Origin of the sequence: Streptosporangium sp. NPDC006007, from assembly GCF_040614315.1 — a bacterium.
In the GTDB taxonomy this organism is placed as follows: Bacteria; Actinomycetota; Actinomycetes; order Streptosporangiales; family Streptosporangiaceae; genus Streptosporangium.
Map to the genome: position 1 here is coordinate 34,669 of NZ_JBEXUG010000015.1, position 20,673 is coordinate 55,341.

Here is a 20,673-nt window from a genome sequence, read left to right on the forward strand (position 1 = left end):
GACTTATATCACTTAGGTTGAGAGATGGTGATCAATTAGCTGTTGATCACCTATGGGTGATGTTGTGTGTCGAAATAGATCACATCGGAACGGCCCTCCGGGGTGGCGGTCCCCGGAGAGCGTCGTGCGGGCCACGATCAATGCGGCGTCACAGAAAAACGGCGAATCCACGGAGCGCGGGGTGGATCGGTGGATGACGTCGAGGAGGCGACGCTGAAGGATCCGGCGGGCCCCGCGGGCGCCTTTGGTGGGTTCGTGACGGGCCAGGAGTCGTTGTGCGGCGGGGTAGAAGCGTTTCCGCACGATGGCCGGGGTGTAAAACACGCTGTTGAGGCGGCGGTTGCCGCCTCGGTGGCGGCGATGGCGTTCTTTGTCCGAGGAGTAGACCGGGATCGGAGCGCGGCCGGTGTGGCGGGCGTGCTTGGCCGAGCCGGCAAAGCGGGTGATGTCACCGATCTCCGCGATCAGAACTACTGCGGAGATGTGGCTGATCCCGGCGATCTCCAACAGTCTGGGTGCCAGCGGGGTGGCGAGTTCCCTGATCGTGATCTCAAAGTCGCGGACGCGTCGGTTGAGATGTCTCAGTGGTCATGTCCGGGGTGCGGGGTACAGGGGGGTTCACGGGGCACGCGGTGGCGGCCACCGCGTGCCCCGTGAACCGGTGACCGTCTGTCCGAGGCCGCCGGGGGCGTCAGCTGACGCCGAGCAGGTCCACGACGAAGATCAGCGTTTCGCCCGGTTTGATGCGGGCGCCCGCGCCGCGGTTGCCGTATCCGAGGTGGGGCGGGATGGTGAGGCGACGACGGCCGCCGACCTTCATGCCCGCGACGCCCTGGTCCCAGCCCGCGATGACCCGGCCGCCCCCCAGCGGGAACTGGAAGGTCTCGCCGCGGTTCCAGGAGGCGTCGAACTCTTCGCCGGTGGAGAAGGCGACGCCGACGTAGTGCACGCTGACCTGGTGACCCGGCTTGGCCTCGGGACCGTCTCCTTCGACGATGTCGACGATCTGCAGTTCCGAGGGCGCCTCGCCCTCCGGGAAGTCGATCTCAGGCTTCTCCAGTGCCACGTGGTTCTCCTTGGTTGGGTGCGTGCCGACCGCCTTCCGGTCGGCCGGACGACTCTACGGTGTCCGGCGCGCCCATGAGCGCCGGGGGACGTGACGGCCCTGACGCCGTCTCCCCGGATAGGATCGCCCGCCGCACCGGCCCGCCGCTGACGACTGCCCGCGGCCCCGCCCGTAACAGGCCGCGGGCCATGGTCCGGCTGCTGCTCGGACTCTCCGAGGGCGGCCCCGCCGAATGCCCTCGATGTCCCCACGTCCCCCTGTGTCCCCCTGTGTCCGCTGAATGCCTCTGTGTCTGTCGTGTCCGTCGCCCGGTCGCCCTCGCGGGCTCTCGCCCCACCGGTTCGGTGGGGCGAGAGCCCTGGACGTGTCCTTCCCCCTCTTTCAGAGGTGGTACGGGGGTCCTTCAGCCGTCCTTTCGGACGGGGGCCTGCGGTGCGGTCGGTCTTTCCGTGGCGGGGGCGTACGGCCCGGCCGACGGGGGAGGCTCGACGACCACGGTGTCGGCGGGACGCGAGCCGCTCTCCAGGACGGCTCGGGCGTGGTCGAGATGGGAGGCCGCCACCAGCACGTCGTAGCGGCCGGCGACGAGCGCGCTGCGTGAGGCGAAGTCCCGTTTGCCGCCGGTGAAGAAGTGGTTGATGAACCCGAACGCCGCTCCCATCACCGTGCCCCAGAGCGCGGCCCAGAGCACGAGCACGATGAACGACATCGTGGTCGAGGTGAAGAGCCCGAGGAACATTCCCGCGACGGCGCCGAAGAGCACGCCGCTCCCCGCCCCGGCGAGCGCGGCCCGGCTGTTGGTCATCCTGCCGGTGACGGTCTCCTCCAGCCTCAGGTCGCTGCCGACGATCGCCACGTGCTCGACGGGGAAGCCCGCGTCCGAGAGGCCGTCCACGGCCCGCTGGGCGGCGAGGTAGTTGTCGTAGCCGACCAGCACTCTCCGGTCGACGACGACCTGGGTGTCCGGGATGGTGGATAGTTCTGGCATGTCCGTTCGCCTTCCCGTGCTTAGAAGGGGGATCCGGCCTGGTGACTACCCCGCGAGGGAGGGAGAATGCGTGTCCGCCCGGCACCTTGTCCTATCGGGTGACCCGGGAAAGCTTCCGGGTGAAAGCTTTCCTAATGAAAGCGGACATTGGGCGACAAACGGTGCGATGTGCTGTTAAGTTCATGTGCTATAGCACTGACGATGGGTGGACAGGGATCGCCGTGCTGGTCTGCGAAGGAACCTGAAATGATCGCATTCATCATGATGATCGAGGTGCTGCTGGCACTCATGGGGCTGATGGCACTGTGCCGGCTCACTCGTTATCGGGGCAGGCCGCTGTATCTGGACGACCGCCGCCGGCGGATGGTGGTGTCGCGCTATCACAGGTGACCCCTCCCCCCCGCGCGCGAGGCCAGGGGAGAAGCCGGTCGACGGTCACGCCGCCGACAACCCGTCCCTCCACGCGGGAGACGAGGTCACCTCAGGCCTCCGGCTCGGCGAGGTGGATCGACCCGGCCCTCCGCGCGGGAGGCGAGGCGCTGCGCCGCCGAGCGCCGTGGCCTCCGCGCACCTGCGCCGCCCCGCACGGGGAGCATGAGCCCTGTTCCCCGCAGGGACTACCAGCTCTGGTGGAGTGGCATGCCCTCGGTGTAGCCGGACGCGCTCTGCACACCGATCACCGCGCGCTCGTGGAACTCCTCCAGGTCGGACGCGCCCGCGTAGGTGCACGAGGAGCGCAGTCCGGCCACGATGGCGTCGATCTGGTCCTCGACGCTGGGCCTGACCGGGTCGAGATACATCCTGGAGGTGGAGATGCCCTCCTCGAACAGGGCCTTGCGGGTCCGCTCGAAGGGGGAGTCCTCCGCGGTGCGCAGTTTCACCGCGCGGGCCGAGGCCATGCCGAAGTTCTCCTTGTACCTACGGCCGTCCGCATCGGTGCGGGCGTCGCCGGGGGACTCGTAAGTACCGGCGAACCAGGAGCCGATCATCACGTTGGCGGCTCCGGCGGCCAGGGCCAGCGCCACGTCCCGGGGGTGCCGTACCCCGCCGTCCGCCCAGACGTGGCGTCCGAGGCGGCGGGCCTCGGCGGAGCACTCCAGCACCGCGGAGAACTGCGGGCGGCCCACACCGGTCATCATCCGGGTGGTACACATGGCGCCCGGCCCGACGCCCACCTTGAGGATGTCCGCCCCGGCCTCGGCCAGGTCGCGCACGCCTTCGGCGGTGACGACGTTGCCCGCCGCGACCGCCACGCCCGGGTCGAGCGAGCGCACCGCCCTCAGGGCGCCGAGCATCTTCTCCTGGTGGCCGTGGGCGGTGTCCACCACCAGGCAGTCCACCCCGGCCTCAAGCAGTTCCTTGGCCTTGGCGGCCACGTCGCCGTTGACGCCGACGGCCGCGGCGACGCGCAGCCTGCCGGAGGCGTCGAGCGCGGGCCGGTACAGCGTGGCCCGCAGCGCGCCGGTCCGGGTCATGATGCCGACCAGCCGTCCGTCGGCGTCGACGACAGGGGCGAGCCGGTGGCGTCCTCCGTGGAGCCGGTCGAACGCCTCGCGTGGGTCGAGCCCGGCGGGCAGGGCCAGCAGGTGGTCGGACATGACCTGGGAGAGCTGGGTGTACATGTCCACGCCGGCGCAGTCGCCCTCGGTGACCACGCCGACCGGGCGGTTGTCCCAGTTGACGATGATGATCGCGCCGTGGGACCGCTTGGGCAGCAGGCTGAGCGCCTGGCCGACGGTGTCGTGCGGGGTGAGTGTGAGAGGTGTGTCGTGCACCAGGTCGCGTTTCTTGACCCAGTCGACCACGTTGGCGACGACGTCGATCGGGATGTCCTGCGGGATAACGGTGATGCCGCCGCGCCGGGCGATGGTCTCGGCCATGCGGCGTCCGGCCACGGCTGTCATGTTGGAGACCACGAGGGGGATCGTGGTTCCGGTGCCATCCCGGGTCGACAGGTCGACGGCGAGCCGGGAACCCACCGAGGACCGTGACGGAACCATGAACACGTCGCTGTAGGTCAGGTCGTAGGCCGGTGTCATCCCATTGAGAAATTTCACGTTCGTCCACCTTATCGGGTGAATGGTTACGGGGAAGCGTTCCCGCTTTTGAAGATCTCAAAGAGGGAACGCGGCGTGGACGGGGCACTAGGATCCGGTTTGCGTGAGTTCAGCAGGGTGGCCATGAGGAGGCGCTGTGATCGTTGTTGACCGGCCCGAGATGCTCGTCGTGGGCCATGCCGTACGGACCTCGAACGCGGAGGAGATGGAGCAGGGGCGGGGACGGCTCCGTACGCTGTGGGCGCGGGCCGGGGCACCCGGGGCCTTCGCGCACGTGCCCGGGCGGGTGGACGAGAACCTCTACGCGGTGCTGACGGACTATGAGAGTGATCACCACGGCTCCTACACGCAGATCGTCGGGGTGGCCGTGCGCAGCGCCGCCGCGCTGCCCGAGGGCATGGTCGCGGTGCGGGTGCCCGGGGTCCAGGCGCTGAAGCTGGAGGCGCGCGGGCCGATGCCGGGCGCGCTTCAGGAGGTGTGGCAGTGGTTGCGGAAGCACACCGAGTCCGGCGGCGCCCCGCCCCGCGCCTTCACCACCGACGTGGAGATCCACCATCCGGGGGGCGTGGACGTCTACGCCGCGATCCTGCCCTCGCTGCGCTGAACGACCGGTCCCGGTGTCAGGCGAGCACTCCCGCCTCGCGCAGCCTGGTCTCGGTCTCGCCGGGCAGACCCCAGGAGGACAGATCCGCCGGCCGGGTCGCGGGGGAGAGGTCCTGCTCGGGCACGCCGAGCAGGCGTGGTGCCGGTGCGGGCTGCCGGACGCCGCCGACCTCCACGAACACACCGCGTGCCTTGTTGTGCGGGTGGTCGGCGGCCTCGGACATCTCCAGCACGGGGGAGACGCACGCGTCCGAGCCGTCGAACACCGCCTCCCACTCGGCGCGGGTTCTGGAGCCGAACGCCTCGGCCAGCCGTTCGCGCAGCGCGGGCCAGTTGGACCTGTCGTCACGGTCGGGCAGGTCGGACAGGCCCATCAGTGACACCATCTCCGCCCAGAACCTGGGCTCCAGCGCGCCGACCGCGAGGAACCGGCCGTCGGAGGTCTCGTAGGTGTCGTACATCGGGGCGCCGGTGTCGAGCAGGTTCGTGCCACGCGGGCCCTGGACGTTGTTCTGGGCGCCGTGACAGAACATCGCGAACAGCGTCGCCGCGCCGTCCACCATGGCCGCGTCGATCACCCGGCCCTCGCCGGTCCGGGCGCGTTCCACCAGGGCGAGCAGTACGCCGTAGGCCAGCATGAGCCCGCCGCCGGCGAAGTCGCCGAGGATGTTGATCGGCGGGGTGGGGCGCTCGCCGGCCCGGCCCAGCATGGACAGGACACCGGAGACCGCGATGTAGTCGATGTCGTGCCCGGCGGTCGGCGCCAGAGGCCCCTCCTGACCCCAGCCGGTGATCCGCCCGTAGATCAGGCGCGGGTTGACCGCGTGCAGGTCGGCCGGGCCGATGCCGAGCCGTTCGGCCACTCCCGGCCGGTAGACCTCGATGACGACATCGGCGTGGGCGGCCAGTTCCTTGAAGGCGGACACGCCCTCGGGGGACTTCAGGTCCAGGCCGATCGTCCGCTTTCCCCGGTCCATCACCTCCTGGCGGGGGCTGTCCCCGGCGGCGGCGACGGCGGCGACCCGCTCCACCCGGAGCACCTCGGCGCCGTGATCGGCCAGCATCATCCCCGCGAACGGCCCGGGGGCCAGACCGGCCAGCTCCAGCACGCGGACTCCGGCCAGCGGACCGCTCCTGTTCACGTGCTCCATCGATCTCTCCTCGCCACAGCGGGGGCTTGCCCGCGAGACGGTTCCGTCGGGCGGCTGCCAGGTAATGTCCCGCGACCTTTCTCCGGCTAAATAGAACAACATTCGGCTTTATCTGGCAAGACGTCGTAAGAGGGGCCACGCGACATCTGGGTGGTATGGGAAGCTTGCGCCTCAGCTGAATGGGATCTAGGGGTTGCGCGATGACGTATCCGCACAGTGAACGGGTGGTCGCTGGGCGCTATCGACTGTTGAGAGAGCTCGGCCGCGGGGGCATGGGTGTGGTGTGGGAGGGCTACGACACGCTCCTTGACCGCCCGGTCGCGGTCAAGGAGGTGCTGCTTCCGCCGAACCTCTCCCCGGCCGAGCACGGGCGCCAGCTGACCCGCACCTCCCGCGAGGCCAGGACCGCGGCCCGGCTCAACCACCACAACATCGTGGCGGTCTACGACGTCGCCGAGCAGGACGGCCGTCCCTGGATCATCATGGAACTCGTCAGGGCCCGGGGGCTGGACGAGGCCGGACCGCTGGCGGTGGGGCAGGTGGCCGGCATCGGCCGCCAGGTGCTGTCGGCCCTCCGGGCGGCCCACGACGCCGGGATTCTGCACCGCGACGTCAAACCCAGCAACATCCTCCTGGCCCCTGAGGGGCGGGCCGTGCTCACCGACTTCGGCATCGCCACCGTGGAGGGCGACACCTCGCTGACCCAGACCGGCATGGTGACGGGCTCGCCGAGCTTCCTGCCGCCGGAACGTGCCACGGGCGGCGACACCGGCCCCTGGTCCGATCTGTGGGCGCTCGGCGCCACCCTGTACGCGGCGCTGCTCGGTCACGGCCCCTTCGAGCGCCGCGACGCCATCGCCACCCTCGGCGCACTCCTCACCGAGGAGCCCGACCTCAGCCGGGTGCCCCCGGCGATGAGGGAGGTGCTCACCGGCCTGCTCCAGCGCGAACCCGCCCACCGGCTGAGCGCCGAGCAGACCGACCTGCTGCTGGCACGGGCGGTCGACGACCCGTCGGGTACGGTGCCCCACCGCGCGTCCAGGCCCGCCGGGCGGCAGGCCCCCACCTCGGCGATGCCCGCCCGGCGGCGGCGACGCAGGGAGGGGGGCGGGAACAGGCGCCGGATCGCGCTGGTCGTGGCGGCGGCGGTGGTCCTGGCCGGAGGGGGTGCGGTGGCGGTGGCGATGACGCAGCCGGCCGCGCCGGCCGCTCAGGGAGCCGATCCGCCCGCGCGGTCTCCCACCGCCCTCTCCGAGACCCCCGGGGCAGGGCCGCCAAGCGGGTCGCCGGAGCCCAGGCCCTCCAGGACCCGGGTCGCCGAGCCCGCCACGGAACTGAGACTCTGGCAGGCCAAGGCGCCGGAGAGCTGGTCCGTCCGGTATCCGGCGCTCTGGCGGGGGGACTGGGCCGCCGAGACCGGCTACACCCAGTGGCTCCGGCGCGACGGCCGCGCGCATATGTCGGTGGAGGTGCTCCCCGGCCCGCTGGACGATCTGGAGTCGGTCCAGCGGAGCGTCAGGGAGAGCACGGCGCAGTGGAGCGAGATCCTCTCCGACGACACGGCGCGGATTCCGCTGGCCTACGGCACCGGCCTGCAGTGGGAGTTCACCTGGGCGGCGACCGACCTCGGCGGTGTGCCGTGGGCCAGGCCGGGCGTGACCTACCACGAGATACGCCGTTTCGTCGCGGTCGGCGACACGGTCGTGGTGCTGAGCTGGACCACCCCCGCCGATGAGTGGAAGGGGCAGACCGGCCTGATGAACCAGGTGTTCGGCAGCTTTCACGCCCGCGGAGGCGAGTGACCTTCCGGGCGCGGTGACCGGTGACGGCATCGGCGTTCCCCCGGGCGGGGGCCGGTGGGATTGGCCGTCCCCGCTGGGGCCGGTGAACGAATGCGGTGGCGTCGCCGGTGGGCCGTGGGGGCGGCGGTGGCGGGCCGCCAGGGGTTCCGGATGGATCGCCCCTATAGTTTCCTCGTGTTTAACGTGTCCCACCTGGCTCTGGAGACATCCTAGATATAACGTGCTAGGGCCGATCTTTACTATGGGATCCCTGGGGGTGATGTCCTGTGACGCAGATGACACAGATGTCGGCACATCGGCGTGCCGTGGAACAGATCAGGGACTCCTACGCGACGATCCCGGCCAACTCGGTGCCCCGGCTGGCCAAGGCCACCACGAACCTCTTCCGTTTCCGGGACGGTGCCCGGGGGGCGAAGCTGTCGGCCCGCGACCTCGACCGGGTCATCGATGTCGATCCGGTGGCCATGACCGCCGAGGTGCAGGGCATGACCACCTACGAGAACCTGGTGGACGCCACCCTCGCGCACGGGCTCATGCCGTACGTCGTGCCGCAGCTGAAGACGATCACGCTGGGCGGCGCGGTGACCGGGCTGGGCATCGAGTCCACCAGCTTCCGCGACGGGCTGCCGCACGAGTCGGTGGAGGAGCTGGAGATCCTCACCGGCGACGGCCGGATCGTGGTGGCGCGTGACGACAACGAGCACCGTGACCTGTTCCGCTCGTTCCCCAACTCCTACGGCACGCTCGGCTACGCGCTCCGGATCCGGATCAAGCTCAAGCCCGTCCAGTCGTACGTCCGGCTGACCCACATCCCGTTCGGCGACGCCGACAAGTGCATGATCGCCATGAGGGAGATCTGCGAGCGCGGCGAGTACGAGGGCGAGCCCGTCGACTTCGTGGACGGCACGTTCTTCGGCCCCGGCGAGCTCTACCTCACCGTCGGTCGCTTCGCCGAGAAGGCGCCCTACCTGTCGGACTACACCGGTATGCGCATCTACTATCGGTCCATCCAGACCAGGACCCGCGACTGGCTGACCGTCCGCGACTATCTCTGGCGCTGGGACACCGACTGGTTCTGGTGCTCGCGGGCCTTCGGTGTGCAGGGGGCGCTGGTGCGCTCGCTGATGCCGCGCAAGTGGATGCGTTCCGACGTCTACCGCAGGCTGGTCGGCCTGGACCGCAGGTACGGCGTGCTCGCCCGGGTGGACCGCTGGCGGGGCCTGCCTCCGCAGGAGTCGGTCATCCAGGACATCGAGGTGCCCGTCGAGCGCGGTGCCGAGTTCCTGGAGTTCTTCCACGACAGGGTCGGCATGGCGCCGGTGTGGATGTGCCCGCTGAAGGCCTCCGGTGAGTGGCCGATATATCCCTTGCAACCCGGGCGTCTCTATGTCAACTTCGGTTTCTGGGGGACGGTCCCCTTGCCCAGGGGCCAGTTCGACGGCTACTACAACCGCCTCATCGAGGGTGAGGTCCACCGGTTGGATGGGCATAAATCGCTGTACTCCACATCTTTCTACGCAGAGGACGAATTCTGGCGGTTGTATAACGGAACCGCCTACTGGCCGGTAAAGCGGGCATACGATGCGGGCGGCCGGTTGCTCGACCTCTACGACAAGTGTGTGCGGGGGCGTTAGGAGGTTGAACCTGTGAGGCTCGCAGAGATCTTCGAGATGGTCGTCGGTTCCGAGGCGGGTATCCGCTTCAGCGCCTACGACGGAAGCAGGGCAGGCCCGGACGGCGCGGGCATCGGCATTGAGGTCAGGTCTCCGGCGGCGGTCGCCTATCTGGCCCAGGCCCCGGGTGAGCTCGGGCTCGCCAGGGCCTACGTGTCGGGGCACCTCGACGTCGACGGGGACATGTACTCCCTGCTGTCGCGGATGTGGTCGCTCACCATCAACGACATCCCCATGAATCAGAAGGTCGCAGCCGTTCGCGCGCTCGGTGTCAAGCCCCTGCTGATGCGGATGCCGCCGCCCCCCCAGGAGGTACGGCGAGGCATGCTGGCCAAGATGGGCGGCAGGCACGCCAAGCAGCGTGACGCCGAGGCGATCCACCATCACTACGACGTGTCCAACAAGTTCTACTCGTGGGTGCTGGGCCCCTCCATGGCCTACACCTGTGCGGTCTTCCCCGCCGAGCAGTCCACGCTGGAGGAGGCGCAGCAGGTCAAATTCGACCTGGTGTCCAGGAAACTGGGCCTGAAACCGGGGATGCGGCTGCTGGACGTGGGCTGCGGCTGGGGCGGGATGGTCATCCACGCCGCCCGCGAATACGGAGTGAAGGCGCTGGGGGTCACCCTCTCGCGCCAGCAGGCCGAGTGGGCGCAGAAGGCCATCGCCGAGGCCGGTCTCGGCGACCTGGCCGAGGTCCGCCACATGGACTACCGCGATGTCAAGGAGACGGGGTTCGACGCGGTCAGCTCGATCGGCCTGACCGAGCACATCGGCAAGGATCAGCTCTCGTTCTACTTCCGGTTCCTGTACGACAAGCTCGTCCCCGGCGGGCGCATCCTCAACCACTGCATCACCAGGCCGACCGGCACCGAGAGGACCATCAACGCCGGCGGCTTCATCAACCGCTACGTCTTCCCCGACGGGGAACTGGAGTCGGTCGGCCACCTCATCCGCCAGATGGAGGACCTCGGCTTCGAGATCCGTCACGAGGAGAACCTGCGAGAGCACTACGCGCAGACCCTCCGCTACTGGTGCGCCAACCTCGACGATCACTGGGACGAGGCGATCGAGGAGGTCGGACAGGGCACGGCCAGGGTCTGGCGTCTCTACATGGCCGGCTGCGTGGTCGGCTTCGAGCGCAACAAGATCCAGCTGCACCAGATCCTCGGCGTCAAGCTCGACTCCGAGGGCGACGCCCGCGTGCCGCTCCGCCCCTCCGTCGACTGGCCCTGACCCCGATCCGGCGGTACGGCCCGTCCGCGGGTGCCTGCCGTACCGCCGGCTCCGTCCGGCCCCCGGCGCCGACCGGGGCGCCGCCCGGTTCTCGGCGGCCGCTCTCGAAAACGGGGGCGCCGGGCAGCCGGGGAGCCTACCTCAGCTCGCGCTTGAGGATCTTGCCGGTCGCGGTCATCGGCAGGGCGTCACGGAACTCCACGATGCGCGGATATTTGTAGGCCGCCATGTTCTCCCTGCACCAGGCGACCATCTCCTCCTCGGTGACGGCCGCCCCGGAGGCGCGGATCACATAGGCCTTGACCTCCTCGCCGTGCGACTCGTGGACCACCCCGACCACCGCCGCGAGGGAGACACCGGGGTGGGTCATCAAGACCTCCTCCAGTTCGCGCGGGTAGATGTTGAAACCACCTCGGATGATCATGTCCTTGGCCCGGTCGATGATCGTGTAGTAGCCGTCGGCGTCCCGGGTGGCGATGTCGCCGGTCCGGAACCAGCCGTCCCGCATGACCTCCGCGGTCGCCTCCGGCCGGTTGTAGTAGCCCTTCATCACGTTGTGGCCGCGGATCGCGATCTCCCCGGGCCCCTCGCCCTCGATCGTCTTCCAGTCGTTGTCGACCAGTCTCATCTCCACCCCCCAGATCGGCGTGCCGATCGTGCCGGGTTTGGTGGGCCTGCCGAGCTGGTTGAAGCTCGCCACCGGTGAGGTCTCCGACAGGCCGTAGCCCTCCAGGATGCCGATCCCGAAGGTGGTCTCGAAGTCCCCGAGCACCTCGGCAGGGGAGGAGGCGCCGCCGGCGACCGCGGCCCTGAGCGAGGTGGGCACCTCGTCGCCGTCGGTGTGGATCTTCGTCAGCATGGCCCAGTACATGGTCGGCACGCCCGCGAAGAGCGTGATGCCCTCGGTGCGCATCAACTCCAGGGCCGGGCCGGGCTCGAAGCGCGGCATGAGCACCACGGTGGCCCCGCGACGGAATCCGAGGTTCATCACGGTGGTCTGGCCGAAGGAGTGGAAGAGCGGCAGCGCCGCCAGGAAGGCGTCGCCCTCCTCGCCGCGCGGGAACATCTCATCCGAGACCATGGCGTTGAGCAGCATGTTCTGATGGCTCAGCTCGGCGCCCTTGGGCTGCCCCGTGGTGCCGCTGGTGTAGAGGATCACCGCGGTGTCGTCGGGGGCGGTCTGCACGGTCTCGAACTCGCCGGGTACGCCGTCCAGCGCCGCCCACAGCGTCTCGCCGTACTCGGATTCGGTGGCGAACGCGGTGGCCGGGAGTACGAAGAAGTGCTCCGCCGTCCCGGCCGCGTCGAAGCCCGCCCGCCCGCGTTCGCCCAGGGGCAGCTCAGGGGTGCCCTCGAAGCAGAACAGGGCCTTGGCCTCGGCGTCCCGCAGGTGGTAGGCGATCTCCCTGGACCGCAGCAGCACGTTGAGCGGCACGACCGTGGCACCCGTCTTGAGGATCCCGTAGTACACGAAGGGGAAGTAGGGCAGGTTCGGGCAGGCCAGCGCGACCTTGTCCCCCTTGCCGACGCCCCTGGAGACCAGCAGGTTGGCGACCTGGTTCGCGATGGTGTTGACCAGGGAGTACGGCAGCCGCAGATCACCGAAGACCAGTGCGGTGCGATCGGGCTGCTGCCGGGCGCTATCCTCCAGCACTATCGACAGGTTGAGCATGATGCGTCCTCCTCTGAGCAAGCTCTGAGCCATTCATACTTTCAGCCCGTTTTACCTACTGGTAGGTAACCATGGTCACAAATTGACGTGCAAAGCATCGCGGAGTAAGCAGATGAGAGCCCGCCTACGGGGGAGCGGGCCGGCCGTACAGGCGACGAAAGGGCACCGAGACACGTGGAGTACGACTATGTGATCGTGGGTGCCGGGTCGGCGGGTTGCGTGCTGGCCAACCGGCTGTCCGCGGATCCGGCGACGACGGTGGCCCTGATCGAGGCGGGGGGAGCCGACGACCGGCTTGAGATCCGGATGCCCGCGGGGTTCGCCAAGCTCTTCAAGACCGGCTACGACTGGGACTTCACCACCGTCGAGCAGACCGGGATGTCGGGGCGGCGGCTCTACTGGCCGCGTGGCCGGATGCTCGGCGGCTCCTCCTCGATGAACGCCCAGATGTGGGTGCGCGGACACCGGGCCGACTACGACGGCTGGGACCTGCCAGGCTGGTCCTACGACGAGGTTCTGCCGTACTTCCGGCGGGCCGAGCGCCGCATCGGCTCCAACCACGGCGGCGTGTACGGCACGGCCGGCCCGATCCACATCTCCGAACTGCGCAGCCCCAACCCCGTGACCGAGGTGTTCCTGCGGGCCTGCGAGGAGATCGGGATCACCCGGCTGGACGAGCTGAACGGCCCCTCCAACGAGGGCTGCTCCCCGACCCCCGTCACCCAGCGCCGGGGCCGCCGGTGCAGCTCCGCCGACGCCTATCTCAGGCCCGCGGCCAGAAGGCCCAACCTCACCGTGCTGACCTCCTCACACGTGCGCAGGGTGCTGATCGAGGAGGGGCGCGCGACCGGGGTGGAGTACGGCGAGGGCACGGACGGCGCCGCGGACGGCGGCGGGGGGACGGTCGTGCGGGCACGCCGGGAGGTGCTCCTGGCGGCGGGGGCGGTCGGCTCCCCCCACCTGCTGATGCTGTCGGGCGTCGGCGCGGCCGACGAACTGCTCGCCGAGGGGGTCGAGCCGGTCCACGACCTTCCCGGTGTCGGCCGGAACCTCCAGGACCATCTGGCCTCTGGCATCATCCTGCACTGCCCCAGGCCGATCACGCTCGCGGGCGCCGAGTCGATCGGGAACCTGCTGCGCTTCCTGGTGGGCGGGCGCGGCATGCTCACCTCGAACGTCGGTGAGGCGGTGGCGTTCATCCGCACATCTCCGGACGAGCCGGCCCCCGACATCGAGCTGGTCTTCGCGCCCGGTCCGTTCATCGACCACGGTCTCACCCCGCCGCCCGGCCACGGCCTGACCATCGCCTCGATCCTGCTGCGGCCGGAGAGCCGTGGGCGTGTCCTCCTGAACGGCCGCGACACGGTGATCGACCCCGCCTACCTGACGGCGGAGGCGGACATCAGGCGGCAGGTCGCCGGGCTGAGGAAGGCCAGGGAGCTGTTCGCCACCGCCGCGCTCCTGCCGTTCGCCGGGGCGCCGATGAACCCGTACTGGGGCGCGGGGACCGACGAGGAGCTCGCCCGCTGGATCCGCGAGCGGAGCGAGACCCTCTATCACCCGGTCGGCACCTGCCGGATGGGTGAGGACGAGGGGGCGGTGGTGGATCCGGCGCTCAGGGTGCGCGGCGTCGATGCCCTCCGCGTGGTGGACGCCTCGATCATGCCGGTCATCAACCGGGGGCACACCCACGCCCCCACCGTCATGATCGCTGAAAAGGCCGCCGACCTCATCGGCCACGCCCGGTGAACCGCTCCGGACGGCCCCGTCGACGTACGCGTGGCCGGTGAACCGCCGCCCGCGGCTCCGGGGCCGCCGTTCGCTCTCCCGCGCGTGAGGGTTCCGGATCTCCAGGACCGCCTGACGGCAATCCCGGTCCCTCAAGGTCGGCCGGATGTTAGGTTCCGCCCATGGGGATCGGGACCTTCGGCGGCTTCGGCCGTCCGGCGACGGATGGCGCGTGCTCGTACGGGGGCGTGGGCGCGGCGGGCCCTCCCGCCGCCGGAGCGCCGCGGGGAGCGCGTTCGTCCGCGCCGGCCCGGCGGCTCCGGCCGGGACCGGCCGGGGTGAAGGCCGTATGAGCAGGACCGGTAGACCGAATGCGATCCCATTGGGGGCTGGTGTGACTGTTTCGCTGTCGGACATCGACCTGTCGGATACCGCCTTCTGGGAGCGGCCGATGGCCGAGCGGGAGGCCGCCTTCGCGCTGCTGCGCGCTCAACCGGCCCCGCTCAGATTCGCCGAGCCCAAGGTTGGCTTCGCCCTTCCGGGGCCGGGCTACTACGCCCTGGTGAAGCACGCCGACATCGTCGAGGCCAGCCGCCACCCCGAGATCTTCTCCTCGGGCCGTGGTGCGACCGCCATTCACGACCTGGGCCCCGAGTTCGGCGAGTATTTCGGATCCATGATCAACATGGACGACCCCCGGCACGCCAGGCTCCGCCGGATCGTCTCCCGGGCGTTCACCCCCAAGATGCTCGGCCAGTTCGAGGACGACCTGCGGTCCGAGGCGGTCCGCATCGTGGACGACCTGATCGCCAAGGGGCCCGGCTGCGACTTCGTCACCGAGGTGGCCGCCAGACTCCCCCTCAAGGTCATCTGCGACATGATGGGGATCGGCGCCGAGCATCACCAGATGGTGTTCGACGCCTCCAACGTCATCCTGTCCGGTGACGACCCGGAGTTCGTCCAGGACGTCAGCCGCGCGGCCGAACTGCTCCTCGGCGCCGGGCAGTGCCTCCAGGACCTCGTCATCTCCCTGGCGGGCAGGGGTGGTGACACCCTCATCACCGCCCTGACCAGTGCGAACATCGACGGTGAGAAGCTGACGATGCAGGAACTCGGCTCGTTCTTCATCCTCCTGGTCGTGGCGGGCAACGAGACCACCCGTAACGCCATCTCGCACGGCCTGCACCTGTTCACCGAGAACCCCGGCCAGCGCGCGCTGCTCCTGGGCGACGTCGAGGGCCGTCTGCCGGGCGCGGTCGAGGAGGTCGTCCGCCTGGCCTCCCCGGTCGCCTGGATGCGCCGTACCCTCACTCGCGACCACGAGATGAACGGTCATCTGTATCGCAAGGGGGAGAAGGTGCTGCTGTACTACTGGGCGGCCAACCGGGACGAGACGGTCTTCGTCGACCCCTGCCGCTTCGACATCCGGCGTCCCAGAAATGTCCACGTGGGCTTCGGCGCGCCGGGCCCGCACTTCTGCCTCGGCGCGCACCTGGCCCGCCGCGAGATCGGTGTGATGTTACGCGAGCTGTTCACCCGGCTCCCGCGGATCCGCTCCGTCGGCGAGCCCGACCGCCTGCGCTCCAGCTTCATCAACGGCATCAAGCGCATGACCTGTGAGTTCTGAGCCCGCCGGACTACGAGGCGGTGGTGTGGAGTGTCTTGAAGACGGTGGTGATGTCCGGCCGCAGTTCCTTCAGGGTGTCCGGCACCGACATGTAGACGACCGCGGGCAGGTCGGCGCCGGTGCTCACGACCCCCACGACCATGAGGGTCGTCGAATCGCCCGAGGTGATCTCGTAGGCGGCGAGCTGTCCCGGCACGCCGTTGACGGACAGGGACTGCTGGGCGGTCTTGCGGGCGCTGTTGCCCTCGGGGAAGAACTTCTTGCGCGCGCCGGAGGCCACCGCGTTGATCACCGGCGCGAGGGTCTCGGGCGAGGTGTACTTGCTCTTCAACCGCGGTGAGAGCGTGCCGGACATCAGCTGGGCGAACTGCGCCCTGCCCGCGGAGTCGGTGCCCGCCGGAACGTACTGGCGGGTGCTGAAGCCGTAGACGGCCGGCACGGTCCTGCGCTGGTCCTGCCGCCAGGGGCCGCCGAGCCGTGCCACGGTGATCGCCGCGGTCTGGTCGGAGAGGGTGCCGTCGACGGGGGAGCCCTTGCCGGGGAAACGCGGCAGGCGGCCAGGCACCTGGGCCTTGGGGGGTTTCTTGGTGGTGGCCGAGGGCCTGACCTGCGGGGAGGGCTCCTCCTTGGCGGCGGCCAGCGGCCCGGCCATGAACGCCCAGAGCAGCGCGCCGACCACCGCGATCACCACGGAGCCCACGAGCGCGAAGACCCAGACCGGCCTGCCCTCCCCGTCGAGATCGTCCTCGTCCCCCATGGCCTGGTAGTTGTCACCGAAGACCGTGTCCCACAGCTCCTGCTGGCGCTCCGGCGGCGGGGTCTTCGGGCCGCTGATCTGGCCGGCGGTGACGAACGGCCGGTAGGGGTCGGACGGGTCTCTGCCCAGATGATGGCCGGGCTGGCCCTGCTCGGGCGTGCCCGCCTGCTCCGGCCGGCCCTGCGGGGGCTGGTGCGGCCGGCCCTGTGGGAGCGGGCCGGGCTGGTGTGAGGGTCCGGACGGGAGGGACTGGGCCTGGGGCGGGCGCACGCTGTCAATGGAGTACGTGGCCGTGGGTGAGTCCTGCCCCGGGTACGGAGACTCGTAGGAGGGCGCCGATGGAGAAGCCTCCGGCGGGGTTGTCGCCGCCAGCGCCCACACCGCCGGGTTGTTCGGCACGCCGAAGCTGCCCGACCCCGTTCCGCCGCCCGGCCCGGTCCCCGGTGCGGCGCCGCTCCCGGCCGACGCTCCCGCGAAGGGGTCGGCCGGCGACTGGGACGGAGCCTGGGCCGTGGTCTGGGCGGGGGGCTGCGGCGGGGCGTTCACCCAGGAGGGGGTGAAAAGCGGGTTCTGCGGTTCCGCGGGGGAGGTGGGCGGCCACACGGCGTTGTCCGACGAGGTGGCGGGGGGCCGGGTGGTGTTCTCCGCGGGGGAGGTGGGCGGCCAGACCGCGCTGTCCGCCGGGGTGACGGACGGCCATCCGGCATTGCCCGCCGGTGTGGCCGTCGGCCATCCGGCGCCGCCGGTTTCCGGAGCCGGGGCGTGGCGGCCCGAGCCCTCCCGCGCCGTCGGCGGGGTCTGCCAGGAGTCGCCCGCCGCCGGTAGGCCGGGGAGGTGCTGCGTGGCCGTCTGATCCCAGCCGTCGCCCGCCGAGGGGGTGGCGGCCTGGTCCCAGCCGTTACCGGCCGGAGATGCGCCCGCCTGGTCCCAGCCACTGCCCGTCCGTGGCGCGCCGGCCTGATCCCAGCCGCCGCCCTGGGAGACGGCGCCCGCCTGGTCCCAGCCGCTACCTGTCGGAGGGGTGGTCGCCTGGTCCCAGCCGTTGCCCGCCGGGGCGGCGCCGGCCTGGTCCCAGCCGTTGCCCGGGGAGGCCTGCCGGGAGCCGCGGCCCGGCTGGGACTCGTTCTGGGGCAGCGGGAGCCTGGGGCCGGTGCCGAGGGGGTCGTTCGCCCACGCCGGCGGGGGGTCCACCGCCTCCGGCCATGCCGGAGGCAGGTGGGACTGGCTGGACTGCTCCGAAGCCATGGCTTCCTTACCTCCCGCACGGGTGCCCGAATTATGACTATTGGGCATGGTCTCACGTGAGACAGGGGAGTTCGCAGGGAAACTGGAGAACGCCCCCCTGAACTGGAGTCCTGTGGGGTCGGTGGGTGGATCCTGCATCGGCAGGCCGACCTCCGAGGGATCCGGGCCCTGCCCCGGCTCGACTGAGTGTGCCACGGTGAAAAGAGTAAACTGATTAGGACATGTGAGGTCACAACGGATGCACCCCATCCGCCCGCGGCCCCTCCTGGCTACGCGGATCCCCCCATTGTGCTGACCCGCCGACGCCGGTGTCCTCCGTTTGCCGTGATCGAACTCGTTTTCCCAGGCCACGAATACGACTTGCGGACTGCGATAGTCTTGGCATATGCGTGCGGTGACCCTGCTGCTTATCGGGCCGCATCGGCCTTCCCGGCGCTAGACGCCCCGCCGATGCGGCTGCCCTTCGCGTGAGCGGAGGGTTTTTCTATTGGTCGGATGGGTCAGATCATCTGCGCGGACGTATACCGAGGGAAGATTGACGTGAGCGAGCGAGCCGACATGCAGAGCGACGAGCAGCACTACGACCCGCAGGCACTGCAGGTCAAGTGGCAGCGGCGGTGGGAGGAGCTGGACCCCTTCCGGGCCTCCGACGACCCCGCCGACCCACGTGAGCGACGCTACATGCTCGACATGTTCCCCTACCCCTCCGGCGACCTGCACATGGGGCACGCCGAGGTCTTCGCCATCGGCGACGTCGTCTCGCGCTACTGGTTCCAGCGCGGCTACAACGTGCTGCATCCCATCGGCTGGGACTCCTTCGGCCTGCCGGCCGAGAACGCCGCGATCAAGCGCGACGCGCACCCGGCCGAGTGGACCTACGCCAACATCGAGACCCAGGCCAACTCCTTCAAACGCTACGCGATCTCCTTTGACTGGTCCCGCCGCCTGCACACCAGCGACACCGGCTACTACCGGTGGACACAGTGGCTGTTCCTGCGCTTCTTCGAGCGCGGCCTGGCCTACCGCAGGGGCGGCCTGGTCAACTGGTGCCCCAACGACCAGACCGTGCTGGCCAACGAGCAGGTCAAGGACGGCCGGTGCGAGCGCTGCGGCGCCGAGGTCGTCCGCCGGGAGCTGACCCAGTGGTACTTCAAGATCACTGAGTACGCCGACCGGCTGCTGGACGACATGGCGCAGCTGGAGGGCGGCTGGCCGGAGCGCGTGCTGACCATGCAGCGCAACTGGATCGGCAGATCCGAGGGCGCCGACGTCCGCTTCATGATCGAGGGCCGCGACGAGCCGGTCACCGTCTACACCACGCGTCCCGACACCCTGTACGGCGCGACCTTCTTCGTGGTCGCCCCCGACGCCCCGCTGGCCGAGGAGATCGTCTCCGACGACCGGCGCGAGGCGTTCGAGGCGTACCGGGCCGAGGTCGCCAAGCTGTCCGACATCGACCGGCTCTCCACCGAGAAGGAGAAGAGCGGCGTCTTCCTGGGCCGCTACGCCGTCAACCCGGTCAACGGCGAGCGCATGCCGGTCTGGGCCGCCGACTACGTCCTGTCCGACTACGGCCACGGCGCCATCATGGCGGTTCCCGCGCACGACCAGCGCGACCTGGACTTCGCCCGGAGGTTCGGCCTGCCGGTGCGGGTCGTGGTCCACACCGGCCTGGCCGACCCGGGGGAGACCGGTGTCGCCACCGTGGGCGAGGGCTCCCTGGTCAACTCCGGCCCGCTGGACGGCCTGCCCAAGGCCGAGGCGATCCGCCGGATCGTCGAACTGCTGGCCGAGCGCGGCACCGGCAGGGCGGCGGTCAACTTCCGCCTGCGCGACTGGCTGCTCTCCCGCCAGCGCTTCTGGGGCTGCCCGATCCCGATCATTCACTGTGCCGGCTGCGGCGAGGTCCCGGTCCCGGACGACCAGCTGCCCGTCACCCTGCCTGACCTGCGCGGCGAGGCCCTGGCCCCCAAGGGGGTCTCCCCGCTGGCCTCGGCCGCCGACTGGGTCAACGTCTCCTGTCCCAAGTGCGGGGGGCCCGCCAGGCGCGACACCGACACGATGGACACCTTCGTCGACTCCTCGTGGTACTTCCTGCGCTACGTGGACCCGTCCTACTCCGGCGGTCCGTTCGACGTGGAGAAGGTCCGCGGGTGGGGCCCGATCGACCAGTACGTCGGCGGGGTGGAGCACGCGGTGCTGCACCTGCTGTACTCGCGGTTCTTCACCAAGGTCCTGCACGACATGGGCATGGTGGACTTCACCGAGCCCTTCAGCCGTCTGCTGAACCAGGGGCAGGTCATCAACCAGGGCAAGGCGATGTCCAAGTCCCTGGGCAACGGCGTCGACCTGGGTCAGCAGATCGACGCCTACGGCGTGGACGCGGTCCGGCTGACCGTGGTGTTCGCCGGTCCGCCGGAGGACGACATCGACTGGGCCGACGTCTCCCCGGCCGCGTCGCAGAAGTTCCTGGCCCGCGCGTTCCGCGTCATGGCCGAGGCCGGTGCCGCCTGTGCCCCCGGCGTGGACTTCGCCGCAGGCGACCTGGAACTGCGCAAGTTCGTCCACCGGACCATAGACGAGGTCACGAAACTGGTCGACTCCCACCGCTTCAACGTCGCGGTGGCCCGCATGATGGAGCTGACGAGCGCGGCCCGCCGCGCCATCGACTCCGGGCCCGGCGCCGCCGACCCTGCGGTCCGGGAGGCCGCGGAGACACTGGCGATCATGCTGTCGCTGGTCGCGCCCTACACCGCGGAGGAGGGCTGGGAGCGTCTGGGGCGTTCGGCCTCGGTCGCCACCGCCGGGTGGCCGACGGCCGAGGGCGCCCTGCTGGTCCAGGACTCCGTCACGTGCGTCGTGCAGGTCGCCGGCAAGGTCCGTGACCGGCTGGAGGTCTCCCCGGAGATCTCCGAGGCCGATCTGGAGGCCCTGGCGCTGGCCTCGGAGAAGGTCGGGGTCTTCCTGTCCGGCCCTCCCCGCAAGGTCATCGTCCGCGCGCCCAAGCTGGTCAACATCGTCCCTTGACGTCCCCTCCGTCCCCGGCGGAGATGCCCGTCTGCCGTTGATAT

15 protein-coding genes are annotated in these 20,673 nt (G+C 70.0%); 8 read left to right on the forward strand and 7 right to left on the reverse strand.

Annotated elements, in window-relative coordinates; translation table 11 throughout:
* Positions 1 to 12 precede the first annotated feature (12 nt).
* From ABZ194_RS14475 to ABZ194_RS14485, 3 genes are all read right to left on the reverse strand, one after another.
* Positions 13 to 507, reverse strand: coding sequence for a transposase (locus ABZ194_RS14475; protein ID WP_355596119.1), 495 nt, complete (start codon positions 505 to 507; stop codon positions 13 to 15).
* Positions 508 to 691: 184 nt separating this feature from the next.
* Complete coding sequence (locus ABZ194_RS14480; RefSeq protein WP_355596121.1) at positions 692 to 1,066, reverse strand: FKBP-type peptidyl-prolyl cis-trans isomerase; 375 nt, start codon at positions 1,064 to 1,066, stop codon at positions 692 to 694.
* A gap of 403 nt (positions 1,067 to 1,469) precedes the next feature.
* Complete coding sequence (locus tag ABZ194_RS14485) at positions 1,470 to 2,054, reverse strand: general stress protein (protein WP_355596123.1); 585 nt, start codon at positions 2,052 to 2,054, stop codon at positions 1,470 to 1,472.
* 246 nt (positions 2,055 to 2,300) lie between these two features.
* On the opposite strand from ABZ194_RS14485, the gene ABZ194_RS14490 reads away from it, so the two are divergent.
* Positions 2,301 to 2,444, forward strand: coding sequence for a hypothetical protein (locus ABZ194_RS14490; protein WP_355596125.1), 144 nt, complete (start codon positions 2,301 to 2,303; stop codon positions 2,442 to 2,444).
* 227 nt (positions 2,445 to 2,671) lie between these two features.
* Here the strand turns inward: ABZ194_RS14490 and ABZ194_RS14495 are convergent, their stop codons facing one another.
* Positions 2,672 to 4,111, reverse strand: a complete 1,440-nt coding sequence (locus ABZ194_RS14495) for a GuaB1 family IMP dehydrogenase-related protein (RefSeq protein ID WP_355596127.1) — start codon at positions 4,109 to 4,111, stop codon at positions 2,672 to 2,674.
* Positions 4,112 to 4,247: 136 nt separating this feature from the next.
* Between ABZ194_RS14495 and ABZ194_RS14500 the strand changes: the two genes are divergently transcribed.
* The gene (locus ABZ194_RS14500; protein ID WP_355596129.1) at positions 4,248 to 4,715 is read left to right on the forward strand and encodes a GyrI-like domain-containing protein; all 468 of its coding nucleotides are present in this window, start codon (positions 4,248 to 4,250) and stop codon (positions 4,713 to 4,715) included.
* 16 nt (positions 4,716 to 4,731) lie between these two features.
* On the opposite strand, the gene ABZ194_RS14505 is transcribed toward ABZ194_RS14500, so the two are convergent.
* A complete protein-coding gene (locus tag ABZ194_RS14505; protein ID WP_355596131.1) occupies positions 4,732 to 5,865 on the reverse strand; it encodes a CaiB/BaiF CoA-transferase family protein in 1,134 nt (377 codons plus the stop codon).
* A gap of 200 nt (positions 5,866 to 6,065) precedes the next feature.
* Here ABZ194_RS14505 and ABZ194_RS14510 point away from each other — a divergent pair, with 200 nt between their 5' ends.
* The 3 genes from ABZ194_RS14510 (at position 6,066) to ABZ194_RS14520 (ending at position 10,573) form a co-directional block, all read left to right on the forward strand.
* Positions 6,066 to 7,667 carry a serine/threonine-protein kinase gene (locus tag ABZ194_RS14510; protein WP_355596133.1) on the forward strand — a complete coding sequence of 534 codons (1,602 nt, stop codon included), beginning with the start codon at positions 6,066 to 6,068 and terminating at the stop codon, positions 7,665 to 7,667.
* A 275-nt stretch (positions 7,668 to 7,942) separates the two neighbouring features.
* Positions 7,943 to 9,301 (forward strand): FAD-binding oxidoreductase, encoded by a 1,359-nt coding sequence (locus ABZ194_RS14515; RefSeq protein WP_355596280.1) that lies wholly within the window; start codon positions 7,943 to 7,945, stop codon positions 9,299 to 9,301.
* A gap of 12 nt (positions 9,302 to 9,313) precedes the next feature.
* Complete coding sequence (locus ABZ194_RS14520; RefSeq protein ID WP_355596135.1) at positions 9,314 to 10,573, forward strand: cyclopropane-fatty-acyl-phospholipid synthase family protein; 1,260 nt, start codon at positions 9,314 to 9,316, stop codon at positions 10,571 to 10,573.
* Between the two features lie 136 nt (positions 10,574 to 10,709).
* On the opposite strand, the gene ABZ194_RS14525 is transcribed toward ABZ194_RS14520, so the two are convergent.
* Positions 10,710 to 12,245 (reverse strand): long-chain fatty acid--CoA ligase, encoded by a 1,536-nt coding sequence (locus ABZ194_RS14525; RefSeq protein ID WP_355596137.1) that lies wholly within the window; start codon positions 12,243 to 12,245, stop codon positions 10,710 to 10,712.
* A gap of 174 nt (positions 12,246 to 12,419) precedes the next feature.
* Between ABZ194_RS14525 and ABZ194_RS14530 the strand changes: the two genes are divergently transcribed.
* Positions 12,420 to 13,994, forward strand: a complete 1,575-nt coding sequence (locus tag ABZ194_RS14530) for a GMC family oxidoreductase N-terminal domain-containing protein (protein WP_355596139.1) — start codon at positions 12,420 to 12,422, stop codon at positions 13,992 to 13,994.
* A gap of 328 nt (positions 13,995 to 14,322) precedes the next feature.
* Entirely contained in the window at positions 14,323 to 15,600 is a 1,278-nt protein-coding gene (locus ABZ194_RS14535) for a cytochrome P450 (RefSeq protein WP_355596141.1), read from the forward strand.
* Positions 15,601 to 15,610: 10 nt separating this feature from the next.
* Here ABZ194_RS14535 and ABZ194_RS14540 read toward each other — a convergent pair whose 3' ends face one another.
* On the reverse strand, positions 15,611 to 17,602 hold the full coding sequence (locus tag ABZ194_RS14540) for a hypothetical protein (protein ID WP_355596143.1): 1,992 nt from the start codon (positions 17,600 to 17,602) through the stop codon (positions 15,611 to 15,613).
* A 558-nt stretch (positions 17,603 to 18,160) separates the two neighbouring features.
* On the opposite strand from ABZ194_RS14540, the gene leuS reads away from it, so the two are divergent.
* The gene (gene leuS / locus ABZ194_RS14545) at positions 18,161 to 20,629 is read left to right on the forward strand and encodes a leucine--tRNA ligase (RefSeq protein WP_355596282.1); all 2,469 of its coding nucleotides are present in this window, start codon (positions 18,161 to 18,163) and stop codon (positions 20,627 to 20,629) included.
* The last annotated feature ends 44 nt before the right edge of the window (positions 20,630 to 20,673 follow it).